The organism is Metabacillus sp. B2-18, from assembly GCF_021117275.1.
Lineage (GTDB): Bacteria > Bacillota > Bacilli > Bacillales > Bacillaceae > Metabacillus.
The window spans coordinates 521,204-544,211 of record NZ_CP088245.1 but is presented as its reverse complement, the minus strand read 5'-3'; the positions used below and the strand labels follow the sequence as shown (position 1 = coordinate 544,211).

9 protein-coding genes, 25 tRNA genes and 3 rRNA genes are annotated in these 23,008 nt (G+C 40.3%); 1 reads left to right on the top strand and 36 read right to left on the bottom strand.

Annotated features, from left to right (window positions below; all coding sequences use genetic code 11):
- Positions 1 to 37 precede the first annotated feature (37 nt).
- From LPC09_RS02800 to LPC09_RS02645, 32 genes are all read right to left on the bottom strand, one after another.
- On the bottom strand, positions 38 to 1,156 hold the full coding sequence (locus LPC09_RS02800; protein WP_231308928.1) for an NAD(P)/FAD-dependent oxidoreductase: 1,119 nt from the start codon (positions 1,154 to 1,156) through the stop codon (positions 38 to 40).
- A 310-nt stretch (positions 1,157 to 1,466) separates the two neighbouring features.
- Positions 1,467 to 2,441 (bottom strand): NAD(P)/FAD-dependent oxidoreductase, encoded by a 975-nt coding sequence (locus tag LPC09_RS02795; protein ID WP_231308927.1) that lies wholly within the window; start codon positions 2,439 to 2,441, stop codon positions 1,467 to 1,469.
- 16 nt (positions 2,442 to 2,457) lie between these two features.
- The gene (locus tag LPC09_RS02790; RefSeq protein WP_098798562.1) at positions 2,458 to 3,780 is read right to left on the bottom strand and encodes a cytochrome P450; all 1,323 of its coding nucleotides are present in this window, start codon (positions 3,778 to 3,780) and stop codon (positions 2,458 to 2,460) included.
- A 438-nt stretch (positions 3,781 to 4,218) separates the two neighbouring features.
- A tRNA-Arg gene (locus tag LPC09_RS02785) sits at positions 4,219 to 4,292 on the bottom strand.
- Between the two features lie 18 nt (positions 4,293 to 4,310).
- Positions 4,311 to 4,401: transfer RNA gene (locus LPC09_RS02780), tRNA-Ser, on the bottom strand.
- Positions 4,402 to 4,413: 12 nt separating this feature from the next.
- Positions 4,414 to 4,488: transfer RNA gene (locus LPC09_RS02775), tRNA-Asn, on the bottom strand.
- Between the two features lie 21 nt (positions 4,489 to 4,509).
- Positions 4,510 to 4,583: transfer RNA gene (locus tag LPC09_RS02770), tRNA-Ile, on the bottom strand.
- Positions 4,584 to 4,587: 4 nt separating this feature from the next.
- A tRNA-Gly gene (locus LPC09_RS02765) sits at positions 4,588 to 4,661 on the bottom strand.
- Between the two features lie 15 nt (positions 4,662 to 4,676).
- Positions 4,677 to 4,750, bottom strand: a tRNA-Cys gene (locus LPC09_RS02760).
- A gap of 10 nt (positions 4,751 to 4,760) precedes the next feature.
- Positions 4,761 to 4,835, bottom strand: a tRNA-Gln gene (locus LPC09_RS02755).
- Between the two features lie 299 nt (positions 4,836 to 5,134).
- Positions 5,135 to 5,210, bottom strand: a tRNA-His gene (locus LPC09_RS02750).
- Between the two features lie 14 nt (positions 5,211 to 5,224).
- A tRNA-Tyr gene (locus tag LPC09_RS02745) sits at positions 5,225 to 5,308 on the bottom strand.
- Positions 5,309 to 5,326: 18 nt separating this feature from the next.
- A tRNA-Phe gene (locus LPC09_RS02740) sits at positions 5,327 to 5,402 on the bottom strand.
- Between the two features lie 347 nt (positions 5,403 to 5,749).
- Positions 5,750 to 5,826: transfer RNA gene (locus LPC09_RS02735), tRNA-Asp, on the bottom strand.
- Between the two features lie 56 nt (positions 5,827 to 5,882).
- Positions 5,883 to 5,959, bottom strand: a tRNA-Met gene (locus tag LPC09_RS02730).
- A 176-nt stretch (positions 5,960 to 6,135) separates the two neighbouring features.
- Positions 6,136 to 6,228 (bottom strand) — tRNA-Ser (locus LPC09_RS02725).
- 8 nt (positions 6,229 to 6,236) lie between these two features.
- Positions 6,237 to 6,310 (bottom strand) — tRNA-Ile (locus tag LPC09_RS02720).
- A gap of 42 nt (positions 6,311 to 6,352) precedes the next feature.
- A tRNA-Met gene (locus LPC09_RS02715) sits at positions 6,353 to 6,426 on the bottom strand.
- 156 nt (positions 6,427 to 6,582) lie between these two features.
- A tRNA-Ala gene (locus tag LPC09_RS02710) sits at positions 6,583 to 6,655 on the bottom strand.
- An 18-nt stretch (positions 6,656 to 6,673) separates the two neighbouring features.
- Positions 6,674 to 6,750 (bottom strand) — tRNA-Pro (locus LPC09_RS02705).
- A gap of 104 nt (positions 6,751 to 6,854) precedes the next feature.
- Positions 6,855 to 6,931 (bottom strand) — tRNA-Arg (locus LPC09_RS02700).
- A gap of 59 nt (positions 6,932 to 6,990) precedes the next feature.
- Positions 6,991 to 7,079, bottom strand: a tRNA-Leu gene (locus LPC09_RS02695).
- Between the two features lie 9 nt (positions 7,080 to 7,088).
- A tRNA-Gly gene (locus LPC09_RS02690) sits at positions 7,089 to 7,163 on the bottom strand.
- A gap of 37 nt (positions 7,164 to 7,200) precedes the next feature.
- Positions 7,201 to 7,286: transfer RNA gene (locus LPC09_RS02685), tRNA-Leu, on the bottom strand.
- Between the two features lie 12 nt (positions 7,287 to 7,298).
- Positions 7,299 to 7,374, bottom strand: a tRNA-Lys gene (locus tag LPC09_RS02680).
- A gap of 36 nt (positions 7,375 to 7,410) precedes the next feature.
- Positions 7,411 to 7,486 (bottom strand) — tRNA-Thr (locus LPC09_RS02675).
- Between the two features lie 182 nt (positions 7,487 to 7,668).
- Positions 7,669 to 7,744: transfer RNA gene (locus LPC09_RS02670), tRNA-Val, on the bottom strand.
- Positions 7,745 to 7,807: 63 nt separating this feature from the next.
- Positions 7,808 to 7,882 (bottom strand) — tRNA-Glu (locus LPC09_RS02665).
- Between the two features lie 29 nt (positions 7,883 to 7,911).
- Positions 7,912 to 8,027, bottom strand: a 5S ribosomal RNA gene (rrf, locus tag LPC09_RS02660).
- A gap of 203 nt (positions 8,028 to 8,230) precedes the next feature.
- Positions 8,231 to 11,183, bottom strand: a 23S ribosomal RNA gene (locus LPC09_RS02655).
- A 197-nt stretch (positions 11,184 to 11,380) separates the two neighbouring features.
- Positions 11,381 to 12,930 (bottom strand): 16S ribosomal RNA (locus tag LPC09_RS02650).
- Together the 16S, 23S and 5S rRNA genes with 25 tRNA genes alongside form the textbook arrangement of a ribosomal RNA operon.
- A gap of 532 nt (positions 12,931 to 13,462) precedes the next feature.
- Entirely contained in the window at positions 13,463 to 18,643 is a 5,181-nt protein-coding gene (locus LPC09_RS02645; RefSeq protein WP_231308926.1) for an ATP-binding sensor histidine kinase, read from the bottom strand.
- 115 nt (positions 18,644 to 18,758) lie between these two features.
- Here LPC09_RS02645 and LPC09_RS02640 point away from each other — a divergent pair, with 115 nt between their 5' ends.
- On the top strand, positions 18,759 to 18,893 hold the full coding sequence (locus LPC09_RS02640; RefSeq protein ID WP_098799278.1) for an anti-repressor SinI family protein: 135 nt from the start codon (positions 18,759 to 18,761) through the stop codon (positions 18,891 to 18,893).
- 1 nt (position 18,894) lies between these two features.
- Here LPC09_RS02640 and LPC09_RS02635 read toward each other — a convergent pair whose 3' ends face one another.
- The 4 genes from LPC09_RS02635 to pdaA form a co-directional block, all read right to left on the bottom strand.
- Entirely contained in the window at positions 18,895 to 19,611 is a 717-nt protein-coding gene (locus LPC09_RS02635; protein WP_098799277.1) for a response regulator transcription factor, read from the bottom strand.
- Positions 19,612 to 19,812: 201 nt separating this feature from the next.
- The gene (gene rlmD, locus LPC09_RS02630) at positions 19,813 to 21,216 is read right to left on the bottom strand and encodes a 23S rRNA (uracil(1939)-C(5))-methyltransferase RlmD (protein WP_098799283.1); all 1,404 of its coding nucleotides are present in this window, start codon (positions 21,214 to 21,216) and stop codon (positions 19,813 to 19,815) included.
- 16 nt (positions 21,217 to 21,232) lie between these two features.
- Positions 21,233 to 22,099 carry a DNA-3-methyladenine glycosylase family protein gene (locus tag LPC09_RS02625; protein WP_231308925.1) on the bottom strand — a complete coding sequence of 289 codons (867 nt, stop codon included), beginning with the start codon at positions 22,097 to 22,099 and terminating at the stop codon, positions 21,233 to 21,235.
- Between the two features lie 86 nt (positions 22,100 to 22,185).
- Positions 22,186 to 22,986, bottom strand: coding sequence for a delta-lactam-biosynthetic de-N-acetylase (gene pdaA, locus LPC09_RS02620; protein WP_442920011.1), 801 nt, complete (start codon positions 22,984 to 22,986; stop codon positions 22,186 to 22,188).
- Between the last annotated feature and the right edge of the window lie 22 nt (positions 22,987 to 23,008).

Genomic DNA, 23,008 nt, shown 5'->3' with positions numbered 1-23,008 from the left:
CAAAAAAAGGTGAGCTAAATGACGGCTCACCTTTTTCCTATTCCATTGCATTTTCAGGGCTATATAATTGAAGCTCTAATTCAGTTTCTTTTCCCATAGCAAGATTAGCAAGCTCTAAACCAAGAAATGGACCACTCGTTAATCCCGAAGCCCCCAATCCATTTGCTACGATTAAACCTTCATATCCTTGTATAGGACCAATAACTGGAAGAAATCCAGGTGTAAATGGACGGAATCCCACTCTTGTTTCAACCATAGTGCTTTCATCTAATCCTGGTGCTACCTCGAGAGCTTTACTTAATATTTCATGAACTCCACCTGCTGTTACACGAAGGTCAAAACCAACATCATCCTCATGTGTTGCACCTACAACAACTCTACCTTCTTCAAAAGAAAGAATATATTGATTGTTAGGTGGCATCACGACTGGCCAAGAGCTTGTATCTGTGTTCTCGAGATGAAGATGAATAATTTGTGCTTTTTGTGGCTTAACGATAAACTTAATCCCTAATGGACTTAATAACTCCTCTGACCAAGCCCCTCCGGTTATAATGACTTGATTAGCCTCAATAACTTGTTTATTAACATGAACACCAGTAATACGTTTTTTATCTTGAACTAATGAAACTGCATTTTCTTCAATAAAAGTGGTACCGTTCTTTTTTGCTGCCCTGACTAATGCTAAACGAATTGCTCTTCCATTGACCCGTGCTCCCCCACTTACATGAACAGAACCGTATTCTGAGGATAGTGGTGGAAATAAAGACTGTGTTTCTTCGGGTGATAATATGTTAATTTCACCAATTTCCGGTGCATCTTCTCTTCGCTTAGCAGCTCGTTCTGCCATTTTTTCAAGCTTTTCTGGGTCTTTATGAAGACTAATTGCTCCAACTTTGCTATAACCTGTTTCTGTTTCACCATCATCTTCTAATTTCTTTATTAATTCCGGATAATAGCGAGCTCCACCTTTGACCATTTGATACCATGCTTTGTTTCGACGCTGAGACAACCATGGACAGACTATTCCAGCGGCAGCATCTGTTGCCTGTCCCTTATCTTTTCTATCTATAACGGTTACTTGAGCACCAGCTTTAGCTAAATGGTAAGCAGCTGATGCACCGAGAATCCCCGCTCCAACCACGATATATTTCTTCAATTAAAACACCTTTTTCTGCATCCTTTTTTACTATTTTACCTAAGTTTATCGGATGACTCAATTCGAGTTAGTTTAAAAGCATTTTAAAAGGTGTTTATTCGATACACACCTACCTAGTCTAGACTCTATATCAATAAGTTAATACAATCCTTACAGTTAAAATAATGAAAGTGAAAAAGCCTACTTGATTTTTGATCATTTTGCCAGCTCCTTTACCTTTTGTTTTGTTATCTTCAATATACAAAAGGTAAAAGATGTATTCCACATTCATGTTATAAAATGTAACGATAAAATTCAGAAAATTATAAATTTAATCTTTCAAACGTCTTGCCATCTCTTCTCCTACTGTAACCCCTGAAAGAAATGCACTCTCAATCCTTGTTTTCCCACTACGATCGTCTTTATGTAAAAATACATCACCAGCCAAAAATAAGGGAAATATTTGTTCAAGATCTAAGTAAGGCTGTTTTATCGTTGAAACCGCTTCTGAGTATCTCCACCTCTTAAGCTGCAGCTCTACTATATTTTGTTTCTGTAAGGAGGATGTTAATTTATCTAAAAGAAGTGTTTCAATTTCATGATCTTCTAAGTGATTATGATCTTTTGCCCATTTTCCTGTTGTGTATATGCTAAGGATTGTAAAATTTGAAATACCCTTTTTCTTATGATCAACAATTCGATCAACTCCATCAGGCAAGTTTTCATTAAGAAATCCTGTCTCTGGGAGATGAGATGAATTAGTTAAGGAAGCCAATAACACAAAGCAAGGATTATACGTAATCCTTGCTAGCATCCCATCTAAAGTGTGATCTATTTTTAGATTTTTAATCAGGTCTGTTGATTGTGGTACTGGAGCAGTTAAAATTACCGCTTTTGAAGAAATTCTTGTATTACATTCAGTTAATAATAAGTAATGGTCTTCTGCTTTATGAATGTTAATGATTTTTGTATTTAACATAACTTGCAGGTTTTCACCAAGTTTTTTGACTAAATTGTTCATACCATCATTACTTTTATAGCGTGAGTAGGTTTTACCAAACCATTTGCTTACATAACCATTTTGCTCCCACTCTTCCACAAAGGATTGGAATAACTTTGTTCGCACTGTAAAGAATTGAGCTCCATGATCAACCCTTCCTTCTCCAATCAGTCTTGTTGCCATTCTTCCTCCTAGACTTTTTCCTTTATCAATGACCAACACATCTTCTACACCATTTTCATTTAGAGTTCTTGCAGCCATTACCCCTGTAAGACCACCGCCAATAATTACTACATCTCTTATCACACTTTTCCCCCCTTAGTTACCTTTCTATGATCTCCATCTTAAGACCACCTTTTATTCGAAGTGAAACAAGTGGATCAGGTATAGCCTGTTCACCTTCAATATGTTGAAATTTATATTTTCTCCCTATAATCGCTAATATTAAAACCGTTTCCATAACGGCAAACTTATATCCGATGCAGCTTCGGGAGCCCCCTCCAAAGGGAAAATAAGCAAATGGAGGAAGTGTCTCATTAGAACCACTCGCAAACCGATCTGGCTGAAACTCCTCTGGATGTGGAAACATCTCATGATTACGATGAATGGCATAAGAACAAATCATAAAAGTGCTTCCTTCTTTAAACGTCTCCCCTAATAACTCCACATCTTTATCTGCCTCTCTGTATATAAGCCAAGCAGGTGGAAACAGGCGAAGAGCTTCTTTCATCATTTGCTGAGTATATGCTAGCTTACTATAAACTTCAAATGGTGATTCTTCCAATAATGAAATAGCATCAATTTCTTCATGAAATTTCCGTTCTACCTCAGGATTTTGACTTAGAGCATAAAAAATCCACGTTAGTAAATTGGCTGATGTTTCATGACCTGCAAGGAGCATTGTCATCATTTGATTCCGTATTTCTTCATCAGATATTCTTTCACCAGTAGCAAATGTTGTATCTAACATCATCCCAACCATTGTCTTTTGGTAGTTTTCCGGATTTTCCTTCGCTTGCTTGATAATTTCATAAATCATGTTTTCAAGCTTAGAAATCGCCTGTTTATGTATTTTATGTCTTTTCGTTGGAACATTTAACGGTAAAATAACAGGTGATAATAAGGTGTGAGCTGTCTGCTCAATCGTTTCACTAACAGCTTCCGCTAGCATCTCTTTGCTTTTTTCTAAATCTGTTGCAAACATAACTTTTGAAATAATTACTAATGTTAACTGCATCATTTCATCGCTTAGGTTGCAATTCTTCCTGTGCTGAAGAGTTTCTACAAGCTTCTTCGTTTCCTCAACCATTGTCATCGCATAATGATTTAAACGTTCTTTATAGAAAATCGGCTGGTAATAGTTTTTTTGTCTTCGATGCTCTTCCTTTTCAGTAGTAAGAAGTCCATCACCAATCGTTCGCCTTAGTACTTTTGTTGTCCGTCCCTTTCGAAAATAAGAATCCTTTGTCACTAATATCTCCTTAACAAAATCAGGTGAATTTACAATATAAGATGGTTTAAATCCTGTTCGCAGCGAAACAACCTCACCCTTATCGATCATGTTTAAAAAGAAAGCAAGAGGGTCTTTCTGAAATTGAACAAAGTTTTGAAGTCGTGGAGTTGTAATGTCCTTTACTCTACTCATATGAGAATTCTCCTTAGATAAACGGTTTCTTATTATTGTATCTAATTTATGGATAAAGAATAAGCGACAATGTGTTATGATATTGTCATCAACTTCCAGAACAAATAGGTATTCATAGAACAAGCTATAGTAACAATTTATTTTAAAGGATGGCTACATGCAGAATCCTATGAGTTTTTTAAAATCACAAAAATGGATTTCCCTTTTAGGCAATGCCCCAAACCTTAATATATTTCATTATCAAATTGTCCAACCAATCATTGAATCCGAAAATTTTGCACTTTACATAGATACTCCAGAACTTGTTACCAATAGTACTAAGGAATTTTGAGGAGAGAAAATTAAGTTAAATATTGAAGAACGAAGTAATATTTTTTAAACCTTTAAATTTTATAAACACAAAAAAACTAACCCTATTTTGGGTTAGTTCCGAGATTACGCGCCTTAGAGGATTCGAACCTCTGACCGACGGCTTAGAAGGCCGTTGCTCTATCCTGCTGAGCTAAAGGCGCATTATATATATGTATTTCTGGCGGAGAAAGAGGGATTTGAACCCTCGCGCCGCTTACACGACCTACACCCTTAGCAGGGGCGCCTCTTCAGCCTCTTGAGTATTTCCCCACATAATAAAAATGGCTCCGCAGGTAGGACTCGAACCTACGACCGATCGGTTAACAGCCGATTGCTCTACCACTGAGCTACTGCGGAACAACTATATTGTACTTATGATGGGCCTAAATGGACTCGAACCATCGACCTCACGCTTATCAGGCGTGCGCTCTAACCAGCTGAGCTATAGGCCCATAATGGAGCGGGTGAAGGGAATCGAACCCTCATCATCAGCTTGGAAGGCTGAGGTTTTACCACTAAACTACACCCGCAAATAAAAAGTGTCCTGGAGGCACCACCCGGATTTGAACCGGGGATAGAGGTTTTGCAGACCTCGGCCTTACCACTTGGCTATGATGCCTTAAAATAAATGGCTGGGCTAGCTGGATTCGAACCAACGCATGTCGCAGTCAAAGTGCGATGCCTTACCGCTTGGCTATAGCCCACTGAAGTTGCTTCATGTGCAGCTTCTTCGAATCTGCTACATGAATCCTCATCGCAAGAGGATATTCTGGGGTATTTCTGCAGGAAATATCACGGAATATCGTCGACTACTAGGTATACTTTCAACCTTAATCGGTGTCGATCACTTCATATTCCAAACTTTCTACACAAAAATAAAAGTCTCGTGCTCTACACCAGCAAGAGGATATTCTAAAGGGAATATCGTCGACAACTAAGTGCTTTTAAGCATCTAAAATTACTAAGTAACAAGATACTAAGCAACGATGTCTGAATATACAATTGGGGCGGCTGATGGGAATCGAACCCACGAATGTCGGAACCACAATCCGATGCGTTAACCACTTCGCCACAACCGCCACTAAAAGGGAAATGGTGGAGGGGGGCAGATTCGAACTGCCGAACCCTAAGGAGCGGATTTACAGTCCGCCGCGTTTAGCCACTTCGCTACCCCTCCAAAATATTCAATTACAAGTGGTGGCTCGGGACGGAATCGAACCGCCGACACATGGATTTTCAGTCCATTGCTCTACCAACTGAGCTACCGAGCCATATAATTAGTTAGTATTAACAAATAAGATACAGGATTGCTCTTTACGTATTTTTTATTTGTTCCTATAAATTGTTAGTATTTTAAGGTTTTTAATTAGTGAATCGTCCTCATCTCAGAGGGATTATTCAAGAAGCAACTCGATGAGTACGCTGAAGTTTATTCAGAGAAGCATATTCGAACGTGCTCTACCAACTGAGCTACCGAGCCAAATTAGTTTTACGGCTTCCACTAAGCTTCAAATCTCTGCGTCAGCTCGTTCACTTGCTTCCTCGACCTTCTCGCTTATCGAAACCCTTTTACTCTTTACTTAGAGCTTGAGTTAACATTTATATAACTAATAAAAAATGGCGGTCCGGACGGGACTCGAACCCGCGACCTCCTGCGTGACAGGCAGGCATTCTAACCAACTGAACTACCGGACCAAAGTTTTTTCACGTAGTGAAAATAATCAACCTTAATATAATATTTCTACTATATTTGGTTGCGGGGACAGGATTTGAACCTGCGACCTTCGGGTTATGAGCCCGACGAGCTACCAGACTGCTCCACCCCGCGATGATAAATATATAGATTGTGTTACCCATGAACTTTGTTTATTATCTTGTACGGACCGTCCCGATTTCAGAAAGAATATTCAAGATGTTGCTCAATCGGTACGCTGATGTAATTCAATGAAGCTTATTCACGTGCTCCACCCCGCGATGATAAATATAAAAAAAGTTTTAGAAATATGGAGGAGGAAAGGGGATTCGAACCCCTGCGGGCTTTGACACCCCTGTCGGTTTTCAAGACCGATCCCTTCAGCCGGACTTGGGTATTCCTCCGTAATAAATGGACCCTGTAGGACTCGAACCTACGACCGGACGGTTATGAGCCGTCTGCTCTAACCAGCTGAGCTAAGGGTCCAATAAATGATTTTACTCATTTATTTTAATCATTATTCTTTAATAGCGGCGGAGGGAATCGAACCCACGACCTCACGGGTATGAACCGTACGCTCTAGCCAGCTGAGCTACACCGCCCTAATTACAAAACGCTCACTGTTTAAAAACCATGCTCGTCATGTCTCTTGTCAGACACATTCCTCGCAAGCCTACAATGAAGCTAATTCAGGATGTTTACGGCTCGCTCTAGCCAGCTGAGCTACACCGCCAAAAACTAAAATATAAAATTACAAGTGGAGCCTAGCGGGATCGAACCGCTGACCTCCTGCGTGCAAAGCAGGCGCTCTCCCAGCTGAGCTAAGGCCCCATAATCATAATAAATGAATGGTCGGGAAGACAGGATTCGAACCTGCGACCCCTTGGTCCCAAACCAAGTGCTCTACCAAGCTGAGCTACTTCCCGTTCTAAATATCACATGTGGGATGTAAGAGGGTCAAAGATTTTATATTTACCTGAAGCGTAGCATAAAATCTCACTTCTGACTTCCTATTTCTATCATTTAAGATTGGCGCGCCCGAGAGGAGTCGAACCCCTAACCTTTTGATCCGTAGTCAAACGCTCTATCCAATTGAGCTACGGGCGCAAATAATCTAAATTAATCTATAAAAATTAAGGTAAGCTTTTTGCTAGCGCGAAAAACTATGGTGCCGAGGACCGGAATCGAACCGGTACGGTAGTCACCTACCGCAGGATTTTAAGTCCTGTGCGTCTGCCAGTTCCGCCACCCCGGCACTAATTATTGGAGCGGAAGACGGGATTCGAACCCGCGACCCCCACCTTGGCAAGGTGGTGTTCTACCACTGAACTACTTCCGCATTATTGTTAGTTATTTTCGCTAACGCGAAAAAACTTTGGTGCGGGTGAAGGGACTTGAACCCCCACGTCATAAAGACACTAGATCCTAAGTCTAGCGCGTCTGCCAATTCCGCCACACCCGCAAGGTGTGAAAATGGTGAGCCATGAAGGACTCGAACCTTCGACCCTCTGATTAAAAGTCAGATGCTCTACCAACTGAGCTAATGGCTCATTTTATAATGAGTTATATATTATTAATAAAATGAGTGGTGCCGGCGAGAGGACTTGAACCCCCAACCTACTGATTACAAGTCAGTTGCTCTACCAGTTGAGCTACACCGGCATTATTATAGATGTAAATAAAGTTCTATCTTACTTACCAGTCACCCAAATCTCAGAGAGATTATTCAAGTAGCAGCTCGATTTGTGTGCTGAAGCAAGAGCTTCGAAGCATATTCGATCGTGCTCTACCAGTTGAGCTACACCGGCATATGGTAAGTTATTTTCGTTGGCACGAAAAAACTATGGTGGAGGATGACGGGATCGAACCGCCGACCCCCTGCTTGTAAGGCAGGTGCTCTCCCAGCTGAGCTAATCCTCCAAAATAACATATAATTTATGAATTTCATTAAGGTAAGTTATTTTCGCTATCGCGAAAAAACTATGGTGACCCATACGGGATTCGAACCCGTGTTACCGCCGTGAAAGGGCGGTGTCTTAACCGCTTGACCAATGGGCCATATAATAAAATTAAACCTATAAAGGTTTGCCTGGCAATGTCCTACTCTCACAGGGGGAAACCCCCAACTACCATCGGCGCTGAAGAGCTTAACTTCCGTGTTCGGCATGGGAACGGGTGTGGCCTCTTCGCCATCATTACCAGACAAAATTAAGTTGAAGGATATTCCTTCAAAACTAGATAACGATTCACAATTCAATTCACTACTGAGTTTAACGTTCTTACATGTCCAGCTCCAGAAGCTAAATCCTACGGTAATTTCACTCTCTCGAAGAAGTCAAAGAACGACTTCATCTCGATCACTCAAATTCCCTATGGATTTGAACGAGCTTCTTCCGCTTTTCTATTTAGGTTAAGTCCTCGATCGATTAGTATCAGTCAGCTCCACACGTCACCGCGCTTCCACCTCTGACCTATCAACCTGATCATCTTTCAGGGATCTTACTCACTAATGTGATGGGAAATCTCATCTTGAGGGGGGCTTCATGCTTAGATGCTTTCAGCACTTATCCCTTCCGCACATAGCTACCCAGCTATGCCTTTGGCAAGACAACTGGTACACCAGCGGTGCGTCCATCCCGGTCCTCTCGTACTAAGGACAGCTCCTCTCAAATTTCCTACGCCCACGACGGATAGGGACCGAACTGTCTCACGACGTTCTGAACCCAGCTCGCGTACCGCTTTAATGGGCGAACAGCCCAACCCTTGGGACCGACTACAGCCCCAGGATGCGATGAGCCGACATCGAGGTGCCAAACCTCCCCGTCGATGTGGACTCTTGGGGGAGATAAGCCTGTTATCCCCGGGGTAGCTTTTATCCGTTGAGCGATGGCCCTTCCATGCGGAACCACCGGATCACTAAGCCCGACTTTCGTCCCTGCTCGACTTGTAGGTCTCGCAGTCAAGCTCCCTTGTGCCTTTACACTCTACGAATGATTTCCAACCATTCTGAGGGAACCTTTGGGCGCCTCCGTTACATTTTAGGAGGCGACCGCCCCAGTCAAACTGCCCACCTGACACTGTCTCCCAGCCCGATCAGGGCTGTGGGTTAGAATTTCAATACAGCCAGGGTAGTATCCCACCGACGCCTCCACCGAAGCTAGCGCTCCGGCTTCTCAGGCTCCTACCTATCCTGTACAAGCTGTACCAAAATTCAATATCAGGCTACAGTAAAGCTCCACGGGGTCTTTCCGTCCTGTCGCGGGTAACCTGCATCTTCACAGGTACTATAATTTCACCGAGTCTCTCGTTGAGACAGTGCCCAGATCGTTACGCCTTTCGTGCGGGTCGGAACTTACCCGACAAGGAATTTCGCTACCTTAGGACCGTTATAGTTACGGCCGCCGTTTACTGGGGCTTCGGTTCAAAGCTTCGCTTGCGCTAACCTCTCCCCTTAACCTTCCAGCACCGGGCAGGCGTCAGCCCCTATACTTCGCCTTGCGGCTTCGCAGAGACCTGTGTTTTTGCTAAACAGTCGCCTGGGCCTATTCACTGCGGCTTTTCCGGGCTATTCACCCTAAAAAGCACCCCTTCTCCCGAAGTTACGGGGTCATTTTGCCGAGTTCCTTAACGAGAGTTCTCTCGCTCACCTTAGGATTCTCTCCTCGCCTACCTGTGTCGGTTTGCGGTACGGGCACCTCTCACCTCGCTAGAGGCTTTTCTTGGCAGTGTGGAATCAGGAACTTCGGTACTATAGTTCCCTCGCCATCACAGCTCAGCCTTCGCGACAACGGGATTTGCCTCGTTGTCAGCCTAACTGCTTGGACGCGCATATCCAACAGCGCGCTTACCCTATCCTTCTGCGTCCCCCCATTGCTCAAATGGTGAGGAGGTGGTACAGGAATTTCAACCTGTTGGCCATCGCCTACGCCTTTCGGCCTCGGCTTAGGTCCCGACTAACCCTGAGCGGACGAGCCTTCCTCAGGAAACCTTAGGCATTCGGTGGAGGGGATTCTCACCCCTCTTTCGCTACTCATACCGGCATTCTCACTTCTAAGCGCTCCACCAGTCCTTACGGTCTGGCTTCACAGCCCTTAGAACGCTCTCCTACCACTGTTCTAAAAGAACAGTCCACAGCTTCGGTGATACGTTTAGCCCCGGTACATTTTCGGCGCAGAGTCACTCGACCAGTGAGCTATTACGCACTCTTTAAATGGTGGCTGCTTCTAAGCCAACATCCTGGTTGTCTAAGCAACTCCACATCCTTTTCCACTTAACGTATACTTTGGGACCTTAGCTGGTGGTCTGGGCTGTTTCCCTCTTGACTACGGATCTTATCACTCGCAGTCTGACTCCTGAACATAAGTCTTTGGCATTCGGAGTTTGACTGAATTCGGTAACCCGATGGGGGCCCCTAGTCCAATCAGTGCTCTACCTCCAAGACTCTCATTTCAAGGCTAGCCCTAAAGCTATTTCGGAGAGAACCAGCTATCTCCAAGTTCGATTGGAATTTCTCCGCTACCCACACCTCATCCCCGCACTTTTCAACGTGCGTGGGTTCGGGCCTCCATTCAGTGTTACCTGAACTTCACCCTGGACATGGGTAGATCACCTGGTTTCGGGTCTACGACCACGTACTATGCACGCCCTATTCAGACTCGCTTTCGCTGCGGCTCCGTCTTATCAACTTAACCTTGCACGGGATCGTAACTCGCCGGTTCATTCTACAAAAGGCACGCCATTACCCGTGATTTTCCAAAAGGAAAGATCAACAGGGCTTTGACTACTTGTAGGCACACGGTTTCAGGATCTCTTTCACTCCCCTTCCGGGGTGCTTTTCACCTTTCCCTCACGGTACTGGTTCACTATCGGTCACTAGGGAGTATTTAGCCTTGGGAGATGGTCCTCCCTGCTTCCGACGGGATTTCACGTGTCCCGCCGTACTCAGGATCCACTCTGGAGGGAACGAAGTTTCAACTACAGGGTTGTTACCTTCTTTGACGGGCCTTTCCAGACCTCTTCATTTACTCCGTTCCTTTGTAACTCCGTACATGAGTGTCCTACAACCCCAAGAGGCAAGCCTCTTGGTTTGGGCTTCTTCCGTTTCGCTCGCCGCTACTCAGGAAATCGCGTTTGCTTTCTCTTCCTCCGGGTACTTAGATGTTTCAGTTCCCCGGGTCTGCCTTTAATACCCTATGTATTCAGGTAAAAATACTACTCCATTACGAGCAGTGGGTTTCCCCATTCGGAAATCTCCGGATCAAAGCTTACTTACAGCTCCCCGAAGCATATCGGTGTTAGTACCGTCCTTCATCGGCTCCTAGTGCCAAGGCATCCACCGTGCGCCCTTAACAACTTAACCTTTGACATCGAAGATGTCGTTTAAATCAATTATTAAGAGAATCACTAAACTAAGCGTTTAAACTCAGTGAATTACTTGAATTGTTTTCGTTATCTAGTTTTCAAGGAACATGATATCGAGAGATCATAGTTCTCTCAAAACTAAACAAAATCAGAAACGTCTTTTTATGAAGGAGCTAATCCTTCATTTTTCCTTAGAAAGGAGGTGATCCAGCCGCACCTTCCGATACGGCTACCTTGTTACGACTTCACCCCAATCATCTGTCCCACCTTAGGCGGCTGGCTCCTTGCGGTTACCCCACCGACTTCGGGTGTTACAAACTCTCGTGGTGTGACGGGCGGTGTGTACAAGGCCCGGGAACGTATTCACCGCGGCATGCTGATCCGCGATTACTAGCGATTCCGGCTTCATGCAGGCGAGTTGCAGCCTGCAATCCGAACTGAGAATGGTTTTATGGGATTGGCTTGACCTCGCGGTCTTGCAGCCCTTTGTACCATCCATTGTAGCACGTGTGTAGCCCAGGTCATAAGGGGCATGATGATTTGACGTCATCCCCACCTTCCTCCGGTTTGTCACCGGCAGTCACCTTAGAGTGCCCAACTGAATGCTGGCAACTAAGATCAAGGGTTGCGCTCGTTGCGGGACTTAACCCAACATCTCACGACACGAGCTGACGACAACCATGCACCACCTGTCACTTCGTCCCCCGAAGGGGAACCTTCTATCTCTAGAAGTAGCGAAGGATGTCAAGACCTGGTAAGGTTCTTCGCGTTGCTTCGAATTAAACCACATGCTCCACCGCTTGTGCGGGCCCCCGTCAATTCCTTTGAGTTTCAGTCTTGCGACCGTACTCCCCAGGCGGAGTGCTTAATGCGTTTGCTGCAGCACTAAAGGGCGGAAACCCTCTAACACTTAGCACTCATCGTTTACGGCGTGGACTACCAGGGTATCTAATCCTGTTCGCTCCCCACGCTTTCGCTCCTCAGCGTCAGTTACAGACCAGAGAGTCGCCTTCGCCACTGGTGTTCCTCCACATCTCTACGCATTTCACCGCTACACGTGGAATTCCACTCTCCTCTTCTGCACTCAAGTTCCCCAGTTTCCAATGACCCTCCACGGTTGAGCCGTGGGCTTTCACATCAGACTTAAGAAACCACCTGCGAGCGCTTTACGCCCAATAATTCCGGACAACGCTTGCCACCTACGTATTACCGCGGCTGCTGGCACGTAGTTAGCCGTGGCTTTCTGGTTAGGTACCGTCAAGGTACCAGCAGTTACTCTGGTACTTGTTCTTCCCTAACAACAGAACTTTACGACCCGAAGGCCTTCATCGTTCACGCGGCGTTGCTCCGTCAGACTTTCATCCATTGCGGAAGATTCCCTACTGCTGCCTCCCGTAGGAGTCTGGGCCGTGTCTCAGTCCCAGTGTGGCCGATCACCCTCTCAGGTCGGCTACGCATCGTTGCCTTGGTGAGCCGTTACCTCACCAACTAGCTAATGCGCCGCGGGTCCATCTGTAAGTGATAGCCGAAACCATCTTTCAATTTCGAACCATGCGGTTCAAAATATTATCCGGTATTAGCTCCGGTTTCCCGGAGTTATCCCAATCTTACAGGCAGGTTACCCACGTGTTACTCACCCGTCCGCCGCTAACTTCAGGGAGCAAGCTCCCATCAGTCCGCTCGACTTGCATGTATTAGGCACGCCGCCAGCGTTCGTCCTGAGCCAGGATCAAACTCTCCAATAAAGAGTTGATAAAGCTCATAATTAAATCTTTTTTAAAACGTTGACGTTTCTGTTTTGTTTAGTTTTCAAAGAACTACTATTTCAAGGACAAGCAATATCATACCAAACAACTTCTCACTTCGCAACTTCTAAGAAGAAGTTTTAGTCGATAATATATCATTTTGTTTATCTTTAACACGTCTCGACTACATAAATTAGTTTATCACAACACTTCGTAGAAGTCAATAACTAATAGATGTTTTTTCGAAATATAATGCACCAACTAACTGATTTAGAATCAAGCTCTTTTCGCCTCTAATTAGCGACAAGTGATATCTTATCATCATGATTCGTAGAAGTCAAGTGTTTAAATCATTTTTTTCTGTTCTTTAAAAATACATCAAAGTTCTATGATTAAGCCCACTCCGAAACGTTTCTACTCCTTATAATTTCTCTAAAAGATTATTCATAAAGAAAGCTCGCCGAGTAGCAAGTTAAAAACTGACCACATAGCCGTAATAACACACTTCCAGGTGGTCAGTACATTTTTTTATTCACCTTATTAGTTGATCTACCTGAAAGACCGGTAATTGAATACAAAATATTGAGCCTTCACCGTGTATGCTTTCTGCCCATATACGCCCCTTGTGCAAAAGAATAATTTCTCTACAGATTGCTAATCCGAGTCCATTTCCTTTTCTTGATCTCGTAAAGTTCCGATCAAATATATAAGGAAGATCTTCCTCCAAAATACCTTCCCCGCTATCTTCTATTGTAATAAAGGCATCACCAAGATCTTTATCAAATTTTAAAGAAATTGAGATCCCCCCTGTTTTTATATGATTCGTAGCATTTATAAGTATATTTGAAAAAACTTGATTAAATCTTTTTACATCCACCGAAACCATTGGATATGTTTCTTCATTGATTTCTTCAATTATTACGTTAAAGAAAAAACCCTTACTTTTTATATCATATTCATATTGACTACATAAACGTTTTATCAATTGATCAATTGGGACAATGTCAAACGAAAAATTGATTTGTCGAGATTCTAATTGGGCAAGTTCAAATAAATCATTAATCATTACATTCAACCCGTCTATTCTTTCAATACATCTCCTCAAATACGCATCCCTTTGGTCTTCTGTTTCTACTAATCCATCCAATATCGCCTCAACATACCCCCTTACTGTTGTAATAGGGGCTCTTAAATCATGTGATATATTCGATAACAAATGCCTACGTTCTTGTTCTGCTCTAGCAAGTTCGCTATTTGCTTGTTCGAGGTGTTTGTTGACTTTTTCAAACTCTTTTGTACGCTCTTTTACTTTTCCTTCAAGATTTCCATAAAGTTCTGCATTTTCTATAGATATTGCCGCTTGTGTAGAAAGAAAAGTTAAAAACTTTATTCTTTCTTGAGTAAATGCATATGTTGTTTGATTATTCTCAAGATATAAAACACTATTTACATTTCCTTTATAAATTGTTGGTAGACATAAAATAGACTTTGGCTTTTCGGCAATCACATATGGATCACCTGTAAACATACCTTCTACTGTTGCATCATTTAATACAACAGCCTCCCTGCTATTAACTACATATTGAATAACCATTTCAGGGTATACTTTGTTTTCTTCTACTATATGAAAGGATAACTCTTCATCTATTTCGCTATCAATATTGGCTGCAGCTGCTACAGTTAATTGTTTTTCCCTATTAAGCAGAAGAATTCCGCGCTCTGCACCAGCATTTCGCATTGTAATATCCATTAACTTCTTCACCAGATTTTCTTGGATAATCTCACTCGATATCGCTTGAGAGGCTTTTAATGAAGCATCAAAATCAAATTGAGAAATCTGAAAATCAGGACCGCTTTTTTCTACATTAATAATGAAGCTATCAAATTCCTTTTGTAATTTAAGGGCTTTTGCATACGCACCCCATTTCATATACGTACGGTATGCTTCTGTCAAATAAGCGCCAGCTAAGCTTTCAAGACCTCTTGAAAAATAATAATAACCTGCAGCTTCATTACTAATAGCAACATCTTGAACAAAGTTATTTTCCTTTGCCAACTGAATAGCTGCATCATATTCATTCCTTGCAATGGAATGATTATGATCTATTTTTGCTAATTCAGCTTTTAATAGTTTCCATTTATGAAGATAATTTTCCGGACAAAGCTTTGCCCATCTTCCGAGTTTCTTGATATTTTTTTTGATTCTTTTATAAAGTAACTTTTTATTTGATGAGTCTGCCTTATCATATAATCGTGAAGCCCAAAGAGAATCATAAAAATAATACTCAGATATAATAACTAGAGTTAATCGATTACTTACTAATTTATCTAAATGATTGATTAAATTACTCGCAAAATTCTCTTCATTAAACAAATAAGACAACTGTAACCTTAATGTATAATGAATGATTTTGGCTGAATCATCATCTAAAACTTGTTCAAAATCCCAACTTGTTTTTGCTTTTTCGTTCATTAAAATGTCGACCCATTGTATCAGTTCATTTAAAAATCCTTTCGAAATGACATATCCGATTCGATCTATAAATATGCGTTGATTCTTAATACCAGCAAGTACATCCTTTAAGTGATCTCCCATCATAAACAGTGTAATCGCGATAAAAGAACTATTCGCTCCAGCAAGGTGAATATTTCCCGCCTCTATACAAAAGTGCTGCGACCATTTCAAGTATTGTAAATTATCTTTAATGTGGTGCTTCCAATGATTAATAAAGCTACCATAAACAAAATACACTCTTCCTTTTAACCCTGGATCACCAGAACCTTCAGCAAGTTCAATTGCAAGCTTACCAAACTCATAGCTATGATCATAGTCACTAAAACCAGCACTTAAAATAAGTGCGTAATTATTAACTACTAAAGATGTGATATCAGTGATTCCGTTTTTTAGAGAAAAACGTAATGCTCTTAGCATTAAAATAGTTGCTAAATTTTGATCAACGTGAAAAGATGGTGCATTCATCGTTATCATCGTATTTAATAATAATCGTTTTTCTTGATCTATTAGTTCAGGAAGCTTCATTAAATCTTCTGCACTTTTCCCCCACAGTGCTGCTTTAACGAAAAGAAACTCTTTTGCAACTAACCTCTTATTTGGATTGCGATTAATATTCCATCCAAATAGTCTTAATCCAGCAATCCCAGATTCTACAGCCTCTTGTACACGATGAACATGTGTATAAAGGACAACTTTAAGGTTATAAATTTCTAACTTTTCATGTTTTGTCTTAACACGTTCCAACACTTGGTTAAATGTAGATTCAGATTCATCAAATTGACTGTTTAAATATTGACATTCACCAAGACCCGTCATTAACCTGATTGTTAAATCATAATTTGTTTCCCATGCTTCACCAAGTAACTCGTGTGCTATTTTATAATATTCAAGTGACTCCTTAAATGCAGCTGATGCTTTTGCTTGTTCACCAGCTTTTACATTTTTCTCAACTAAAGATATGAGTTCATTCTTATTTAGGTACTTTCTTCCGATATTTAAATGATTAACAATTTCGAATAAAGAATCATTACCTGCTCCAAACCTGATTAAGAGTCTACCTATTTTAAGGTGTGTCTTTTCTCGCTCTTCTTTAACAATCATAGAATGAATAGCTTGCTGAACCCTATCATGTAAGAATCGATATGCAGGTGGTTGATTATCTATAAATTGTTTGAGACCTTCCGGATATATCCATTTATAAGTTGAATCTTCTGGTAAAATTAACCCTACTTCAAGAGCCGACCATAGTTGTTTTCCGATCCTATCATATTCTTCTTCACAAATAATTGATAATGTTTTTAAATCGAATTCATTACCTATGCACGAAGCTAGTTTTAGTATAGCCTGAGTTTCCATTGGAAGTTGCTCTATCCTTTTAACCATTAAGTCGACTATCGTTTCTTTTTCTAAGACTTTCATCACCATATCAAACTGAATAGACCATTTCCCTAAATTCGCATTAAAGAAAATTGTTTCATCTTCATAAAAAGATTGAAAAAGCTGTTTTATAAAAAACGGATTCCCTTGAGTAATTCTGAACATTAGTTCAGCTAGTTTTCTAGCCTCTTTTTCATCATTCATAATTGTTTCTTCCACCCAATGACAAACAACACTTTCCTTTAATGGAGTTAAAGAAATTGTTGAGATTGCAACTTTCTTCTTTTCGAGATTATGAATGGTTTCCGTGAATGGGTGTTCAATTCCAACCTCATTATCGCGATAAGCCCCTATTAATAAAAAGTAACGACAATCTATGTGTGTTAGTAAATATTCAATCAATGCCAATGAGGCTGTATCTGCCCACTGAAGATCATCAAGAAATAGAACTAACGGGTGGTCCTTTGTAGCGAATACATTCACGAATTTTTGGAAGATCAAATGAAATCGTAGATGCGCATCCTTCACTGAGAACTCCTCTTCCTGCGAATTGCTCCCTACTATCCATTTTAATTCCGGGATCAGTGATGTAATAATCGAAACACTACCTAATAGTTCACGTTCAATGGCTGTTTTCCAGTTCTGTATTCTTGTATCCCCTTCAGTCAATAATTTCCTTATTAATAATTTAAATGCAGAAAGTATTGGTGAGTATGGCTTCTGTCTTTGGAGTAAATCAAACTTACCAGATATAAAGTAGCCTTTTTCTCTAACAAGCGGAATTTGAATTTCATTTACAAGCGCAGTTTTTCCTATACCCGAATGTCCTTGAATTAACACTAACTCAGAATGTCCTGTACTCACCTTATTAAATGCCAATTTTAATTTTTCAATTTCTACGTTTCTTCCATATAGCTTACCATCTACCTCAAAGACATTAAGTGGATCATCCTGTCCAAGCTGAAATACTTCTATCTCACCGAATAGCCGAAGTTGATCCATACACTTTTTTAAGTCTTCTCGTAGCCCAAATGCACTCTTATATCTATCTTCTGGAATTTTTGCTAAAAGCTTCATAATAATATTAGAAATACTTTCTGGAATATTATCGTTTAGTGAAATTGGATTCTGAGGAGTTTTTGCCAAGTGCGCGTGTACTAACTCAATTGATTCATTACTAGTAAAAGGCTGAATTCCTGTGAACATTTCATAAAATAAAACACCAAGAGAATATAAATCTGCTCGATAATCTACAGATCGGTTCATTCTACCAGTTTGCTCAGGAGAAATATAAGCAAGATGACCTTCAAGTTCATACGGAGTTAAACTATTACTCTGGTTTTCCTTTTTTAGTTTTGTTGCATGATTAAATCCCGTAATCTTCATTTGACCATTTGATGTATTAAGAATTATGTTTTCAGGATTTATATTTTTGTGGATGATCTGATGTTGATGTACATTTATTAAAGCAGATGCTAGTTTAACTGCAATAGAAAGAAATTCTAAAATATCCTTCCTTTGAGTTTTAAGAAAGTCTCTCATGGTAACACCAGAGAAATATTCCAACACTAGGATTGGTTCATTTAAATAACTTTCTATTTTGACTGGACGGATAATTTCATCCATATTCATTTCTTTTGTTATGTAAAATTCATGTATGCTGGATGCAGTTTCGTGCGGGGGTGGGGTAGACTGTTTCATGGTCTTCAATAGAACAAGCTTTTTTTCTTGTAAAGAATATCCTTTATAGATAATTGATTTACTATTTTCAACTTCAATATTAATTATTTTATAGTTATTTAATATCGGCATTCTGTTCATTATTGTCATCCTTTAGGAATTTCCAATTCTTTAACTAAACTTTAAGTAATCTTAAACAGACCTTATAGTTTTAACATTATTATATTTATGTAGGAATGTTCATGGAGGTTTGGAGATGGAAAAAACGAATCTATTGAATTGCAGTAATGATGATCAAGAGATAGACCAGGAATGGGTACAGCTCATCTTGGAAGCAAAAAACCTTGGCATGACTCCCGAAGAAATACACAACTTTTTTAAAAATAACTAACTCACTCCTGAGAAGCAATGAATTTATACCCCATCCCTCTAACTGTAACAATATACATGGGATCGGCTGGTATAGGTTCAATTTTTTTGCGTAAATTACTTATATGAACCATAACTGTACGGTGGTCACCTAGGCTTTCTCCCCCCCAGATTAGTTCAAATAAATCTTCAACACTATAAACACGATTAGGATGTTCTGCTAATAAACAAAGGAGTTGATATTCCTTTGTAGACAAGGGGACAGTTGCACCATTCACTTTTACAACACAGCTTACTTTATCTATAATTAATCCTGGATATTCTATTTTTTTCAAAAACTGCTCCTTCACAGGCCTTAATTGGTGATCAATATTATGATGCCGACGTAGATGGGCTTGAATTTTCACTGTTACAAGAGCTGGACTAAAGGGTTTAGTAATGTAATCATCCCCACCAATTTTGTGCCCCAATATCTTATCAAATTCATCTTCTTTTGAGCTCAAAAACAAGATAGGAATATTTGTTTTTTGACGAAGTAAACGACATACCTCAAACCCATCCATCCGCGGAAGTACTACGTCCAAAACGATGATATCAGGCTTTTCCGTTTCTACTAATTGTAATGCCGTTAGGCCATCTTCAGCATGAATGACAGAATACCCTTCCTTTAATAGGTATAATTGCAAAACTTCACGTATATCATGATCATCTTCTACCAGCATCACTTTTTCCTTGAGCATCTAACTCACCTACCAATATCTATCAAAATACAACTATTTCATAATATACCATCAACTACCTATATTATCCAATCTTTTGGGTATGGAGGATCATACCGACACATTTCTAACATCCTACATCAATATTAATTACTTTATTAACGAATAAAAAACCAGGTAGGAACTCTTTGAGTTCTACCTGGTGAAAACGGCCAAAAGATATTAGTTATCATTTCTTAATACAAGCTTTGAAACACACTCCACGTGCGCCGTATGCGGAAACATATCCACTGGCTGAATATACTCGACTTTATAATCTTTACTTAAATAATCAATATCCTTCGCAAGTGTGGAAGGATTACACGATACATAAACAAATTTCTTCGGCTTCACTTTTCTAATCGCATCTAATAACTTCCGATCACAGCCCGTACGTGGGGGATCCACCACAACAACGTCTGGTCGCCAGCCTTCCTCTACCCATTTTGGCAGCCAGTGCTCTGCAGTGCCTGTTACATAGGTTGCATTTTCTATATCGTGTCTACGAGCATTTTCTTGTGCATCAATAACAGCTGCTTCAATTGTATCCATTCCGCGCACTTCACTTGCATCCTTCGCTAACCATAAGCCAATTGTTCCTACTCCGCAATATGCATCAGCAATTTTTTCATTGCCGGTAAGACTTGCTGCATTCTTTACTTCATCATACAGCTTTACAGTTTGAACAGGATTCAGTTGAAAGAATGCTCTTGCTGAAAGTTCGAAGCTCAAGTCTCCTAACGTTTCCTGGATAACTTCTTCACCACTTAGATGTAATGTTTTTTCACCAAAAATAAGCGATGTTTTGTTTCCATTTATATTCTGAACAAGAGATTTTACTTCAGGAAACCTTTTTTGTATTTCAGCCATGATTAACTTTTTACGAGGTACTTCTTTTTGAGTCGTAATTAAAACGACCTGTACTTCTCCTGTTTGAAAACCGGCACGTGTAACGATTGTTCTTACGATCCCTTTTCTCTTTCGTTCATCGTAAATCGGCACCTGGAAATCTTCGAGAATTTGCTTTACCCCTTCAGTTACCTTATTTGTTAGAGGATGCTGAACCATACAATTCTGAATAGGAATAAGGCGGTGTGATTCCAATCCATATAGGCCTGCAATTACTTTCCCCTTTTGCTGCCCCACTTGAAACTGACTTTTGTTCCGATAGTTCCACGGGTCTTCCATACCGATAGTCTGACGAATATCCAAGGAGGAGATTTTTAATTTTGTATGTCTTTCCATAGACTGAACAACAATATCACGCTTTTCCTTCAGCTGCTGATCATAGGCTAAATGTTGAAGCTGACAGCCACCACATTCCTCATAAATTGGACAAGGCGGCTTAACACGGAATGGGGATTTCTTTCGTATTGCTTTTACTTTTCCCTCCGCAAACTTTGATTGAATGTTAGTCGCTTCTACTAATATTTCTTCACCAGGCAGTGCTCCAGGGACAAAGACAACTTGTCGTTTAAAATAGCCTACACCTTCTCCATTAATCCCTAAACGCTTTATTGTTAACGGGAAAGTTTGTCCCTTTGAAATTTTAATTTGGCTAGTTTGCACCTGTTTCTTTTCTTTCATATTTAACGCTCCGTTTCTACTCAATGCTTCTCCATAAATATAATGTGGCATAACTTAAATAAGGAGACCACCCTTTGCTATATTCGTCCATTTCATCACTAGTTGGTTTTTTCTCAAGGTTAAAATGCTTTTGAATTGCTTTTTGTATACCAATATCAGCTTTGGGAAATAGGTTTGGACGCCCAAGACCAGAAAGCATGAAGTTTTGCACCGTCCATGGACCAATACCACGTATTTTCACTAGTTCCTTCATCAATTCTTCCTCTGGGAGCAAGTCCAACTCCATTAGATTGAGCTTTCCGTCTACAATAAGTCTTGAGGTATCAATTACATACTCTGCTTTTCTACCGCTAAATTGTAATGCCCTTAAGTCATCATACTCCAACCCGGCTACTGTCTCAGGTGTAGGATAAAACCAAACACCCTCTATTTGATATCCAAACTCTTTCACAAATCTAGATGTTAATGTATGAGCAAAAGCTAAATTTAACTGTTGATGGATAATACACTTCATTAAACAGCTATAAAAATCAAATTCTAACACAATTGGTGTTCCTTCATGTTGCTGAAAGATTCTAGAAAGATTTGTTTGATGAAAATGACTCATAACTTCATCTAAAGAAAAGTCAAACTGAAATATCCTTCTAATTCGCCTTATAGCCTCTTCCTTAATCGTTTTATCAGCGCCACTTATTTCAAAAGCAGGTTCTTTTACTGTTCCAATTGCTCTTACATTAAGTACATATGACTTTCCTTCTATAACGAAAGGGACTTTGACCAATTGTTCATCCTTATTAATATGTATGATAGGATCCAATGATAGACGATCTAGAACTGAATCAAAATGATATGGACCTTTACATGTTATGATTTCCATCCGCATGCTTTTTCTTCCTCTTCTTCTTTTATTTTTATTATATCATTTTAGAATAAGGAACCTACGGAAAAGGAAAAAACCCTTTGATCGTATCAAAGGGAAAGTAAATATGGATGATCCATCATTTTATTTATCATCAAATCATCTAGGCTTTTGAAGGTATAGCCTTGTTTTCTTAATTCTTCAATCGCATGATCCAATGCCTCGGCATTATCTTTTGATACAGTATGAAGCAAAATAATAGAACCGGGATGAATTTGCTTCATAATATTATCATATGAGTACTTCCAGCCTTTTTGAGAGTCTACTTTCCAGTCAACAAACGCAAGTGACCAAAAAACAGAAGTATATCCAAGCTCTTCAGCTTTAGCAAGCACCTTTTCACTAAAAATCCCTCTTGGAGGTCTAAGATAGCTCATGCCTTGTTGACTTGTCAGTTCTTCTACTTTGATACGAACAGATTCTAATTCTTTCTTAAATTCTTCATCACTTTGAGTTGTTAAATCCGGATGATACCATGAGTGATTACCGACAATATGCCCTTCATTAACCATTCGTTTTACTAGTTCAGGCTCAGAATCAAGATAATGTCCGGTCACAAAAAATGTTGCAGGCACCTTTTGCTTTTTAAGAACATCAAGAACTTTAGGTGTATACCCATTTTCGTAACCATTGTCAAATGTAAGGTAAATATCTTTTTTCGTTGTATCACCTATATAAAAGCCGCCATATTTTGAAAGCAATGCATCTAATTCCTCCCCAGCAGTTGCAGGTTCATGATTTCGACTCTTTTTAAATCCCCAATGAATAGGCTTATTCGAAATTGCTGAAACAGAATTCATTGAAATAAAACATAAGCAAAAAAGCGTTAAAACAACGGTCAATTTTTTCATAAACTCTCTCCTCATTCTTGTT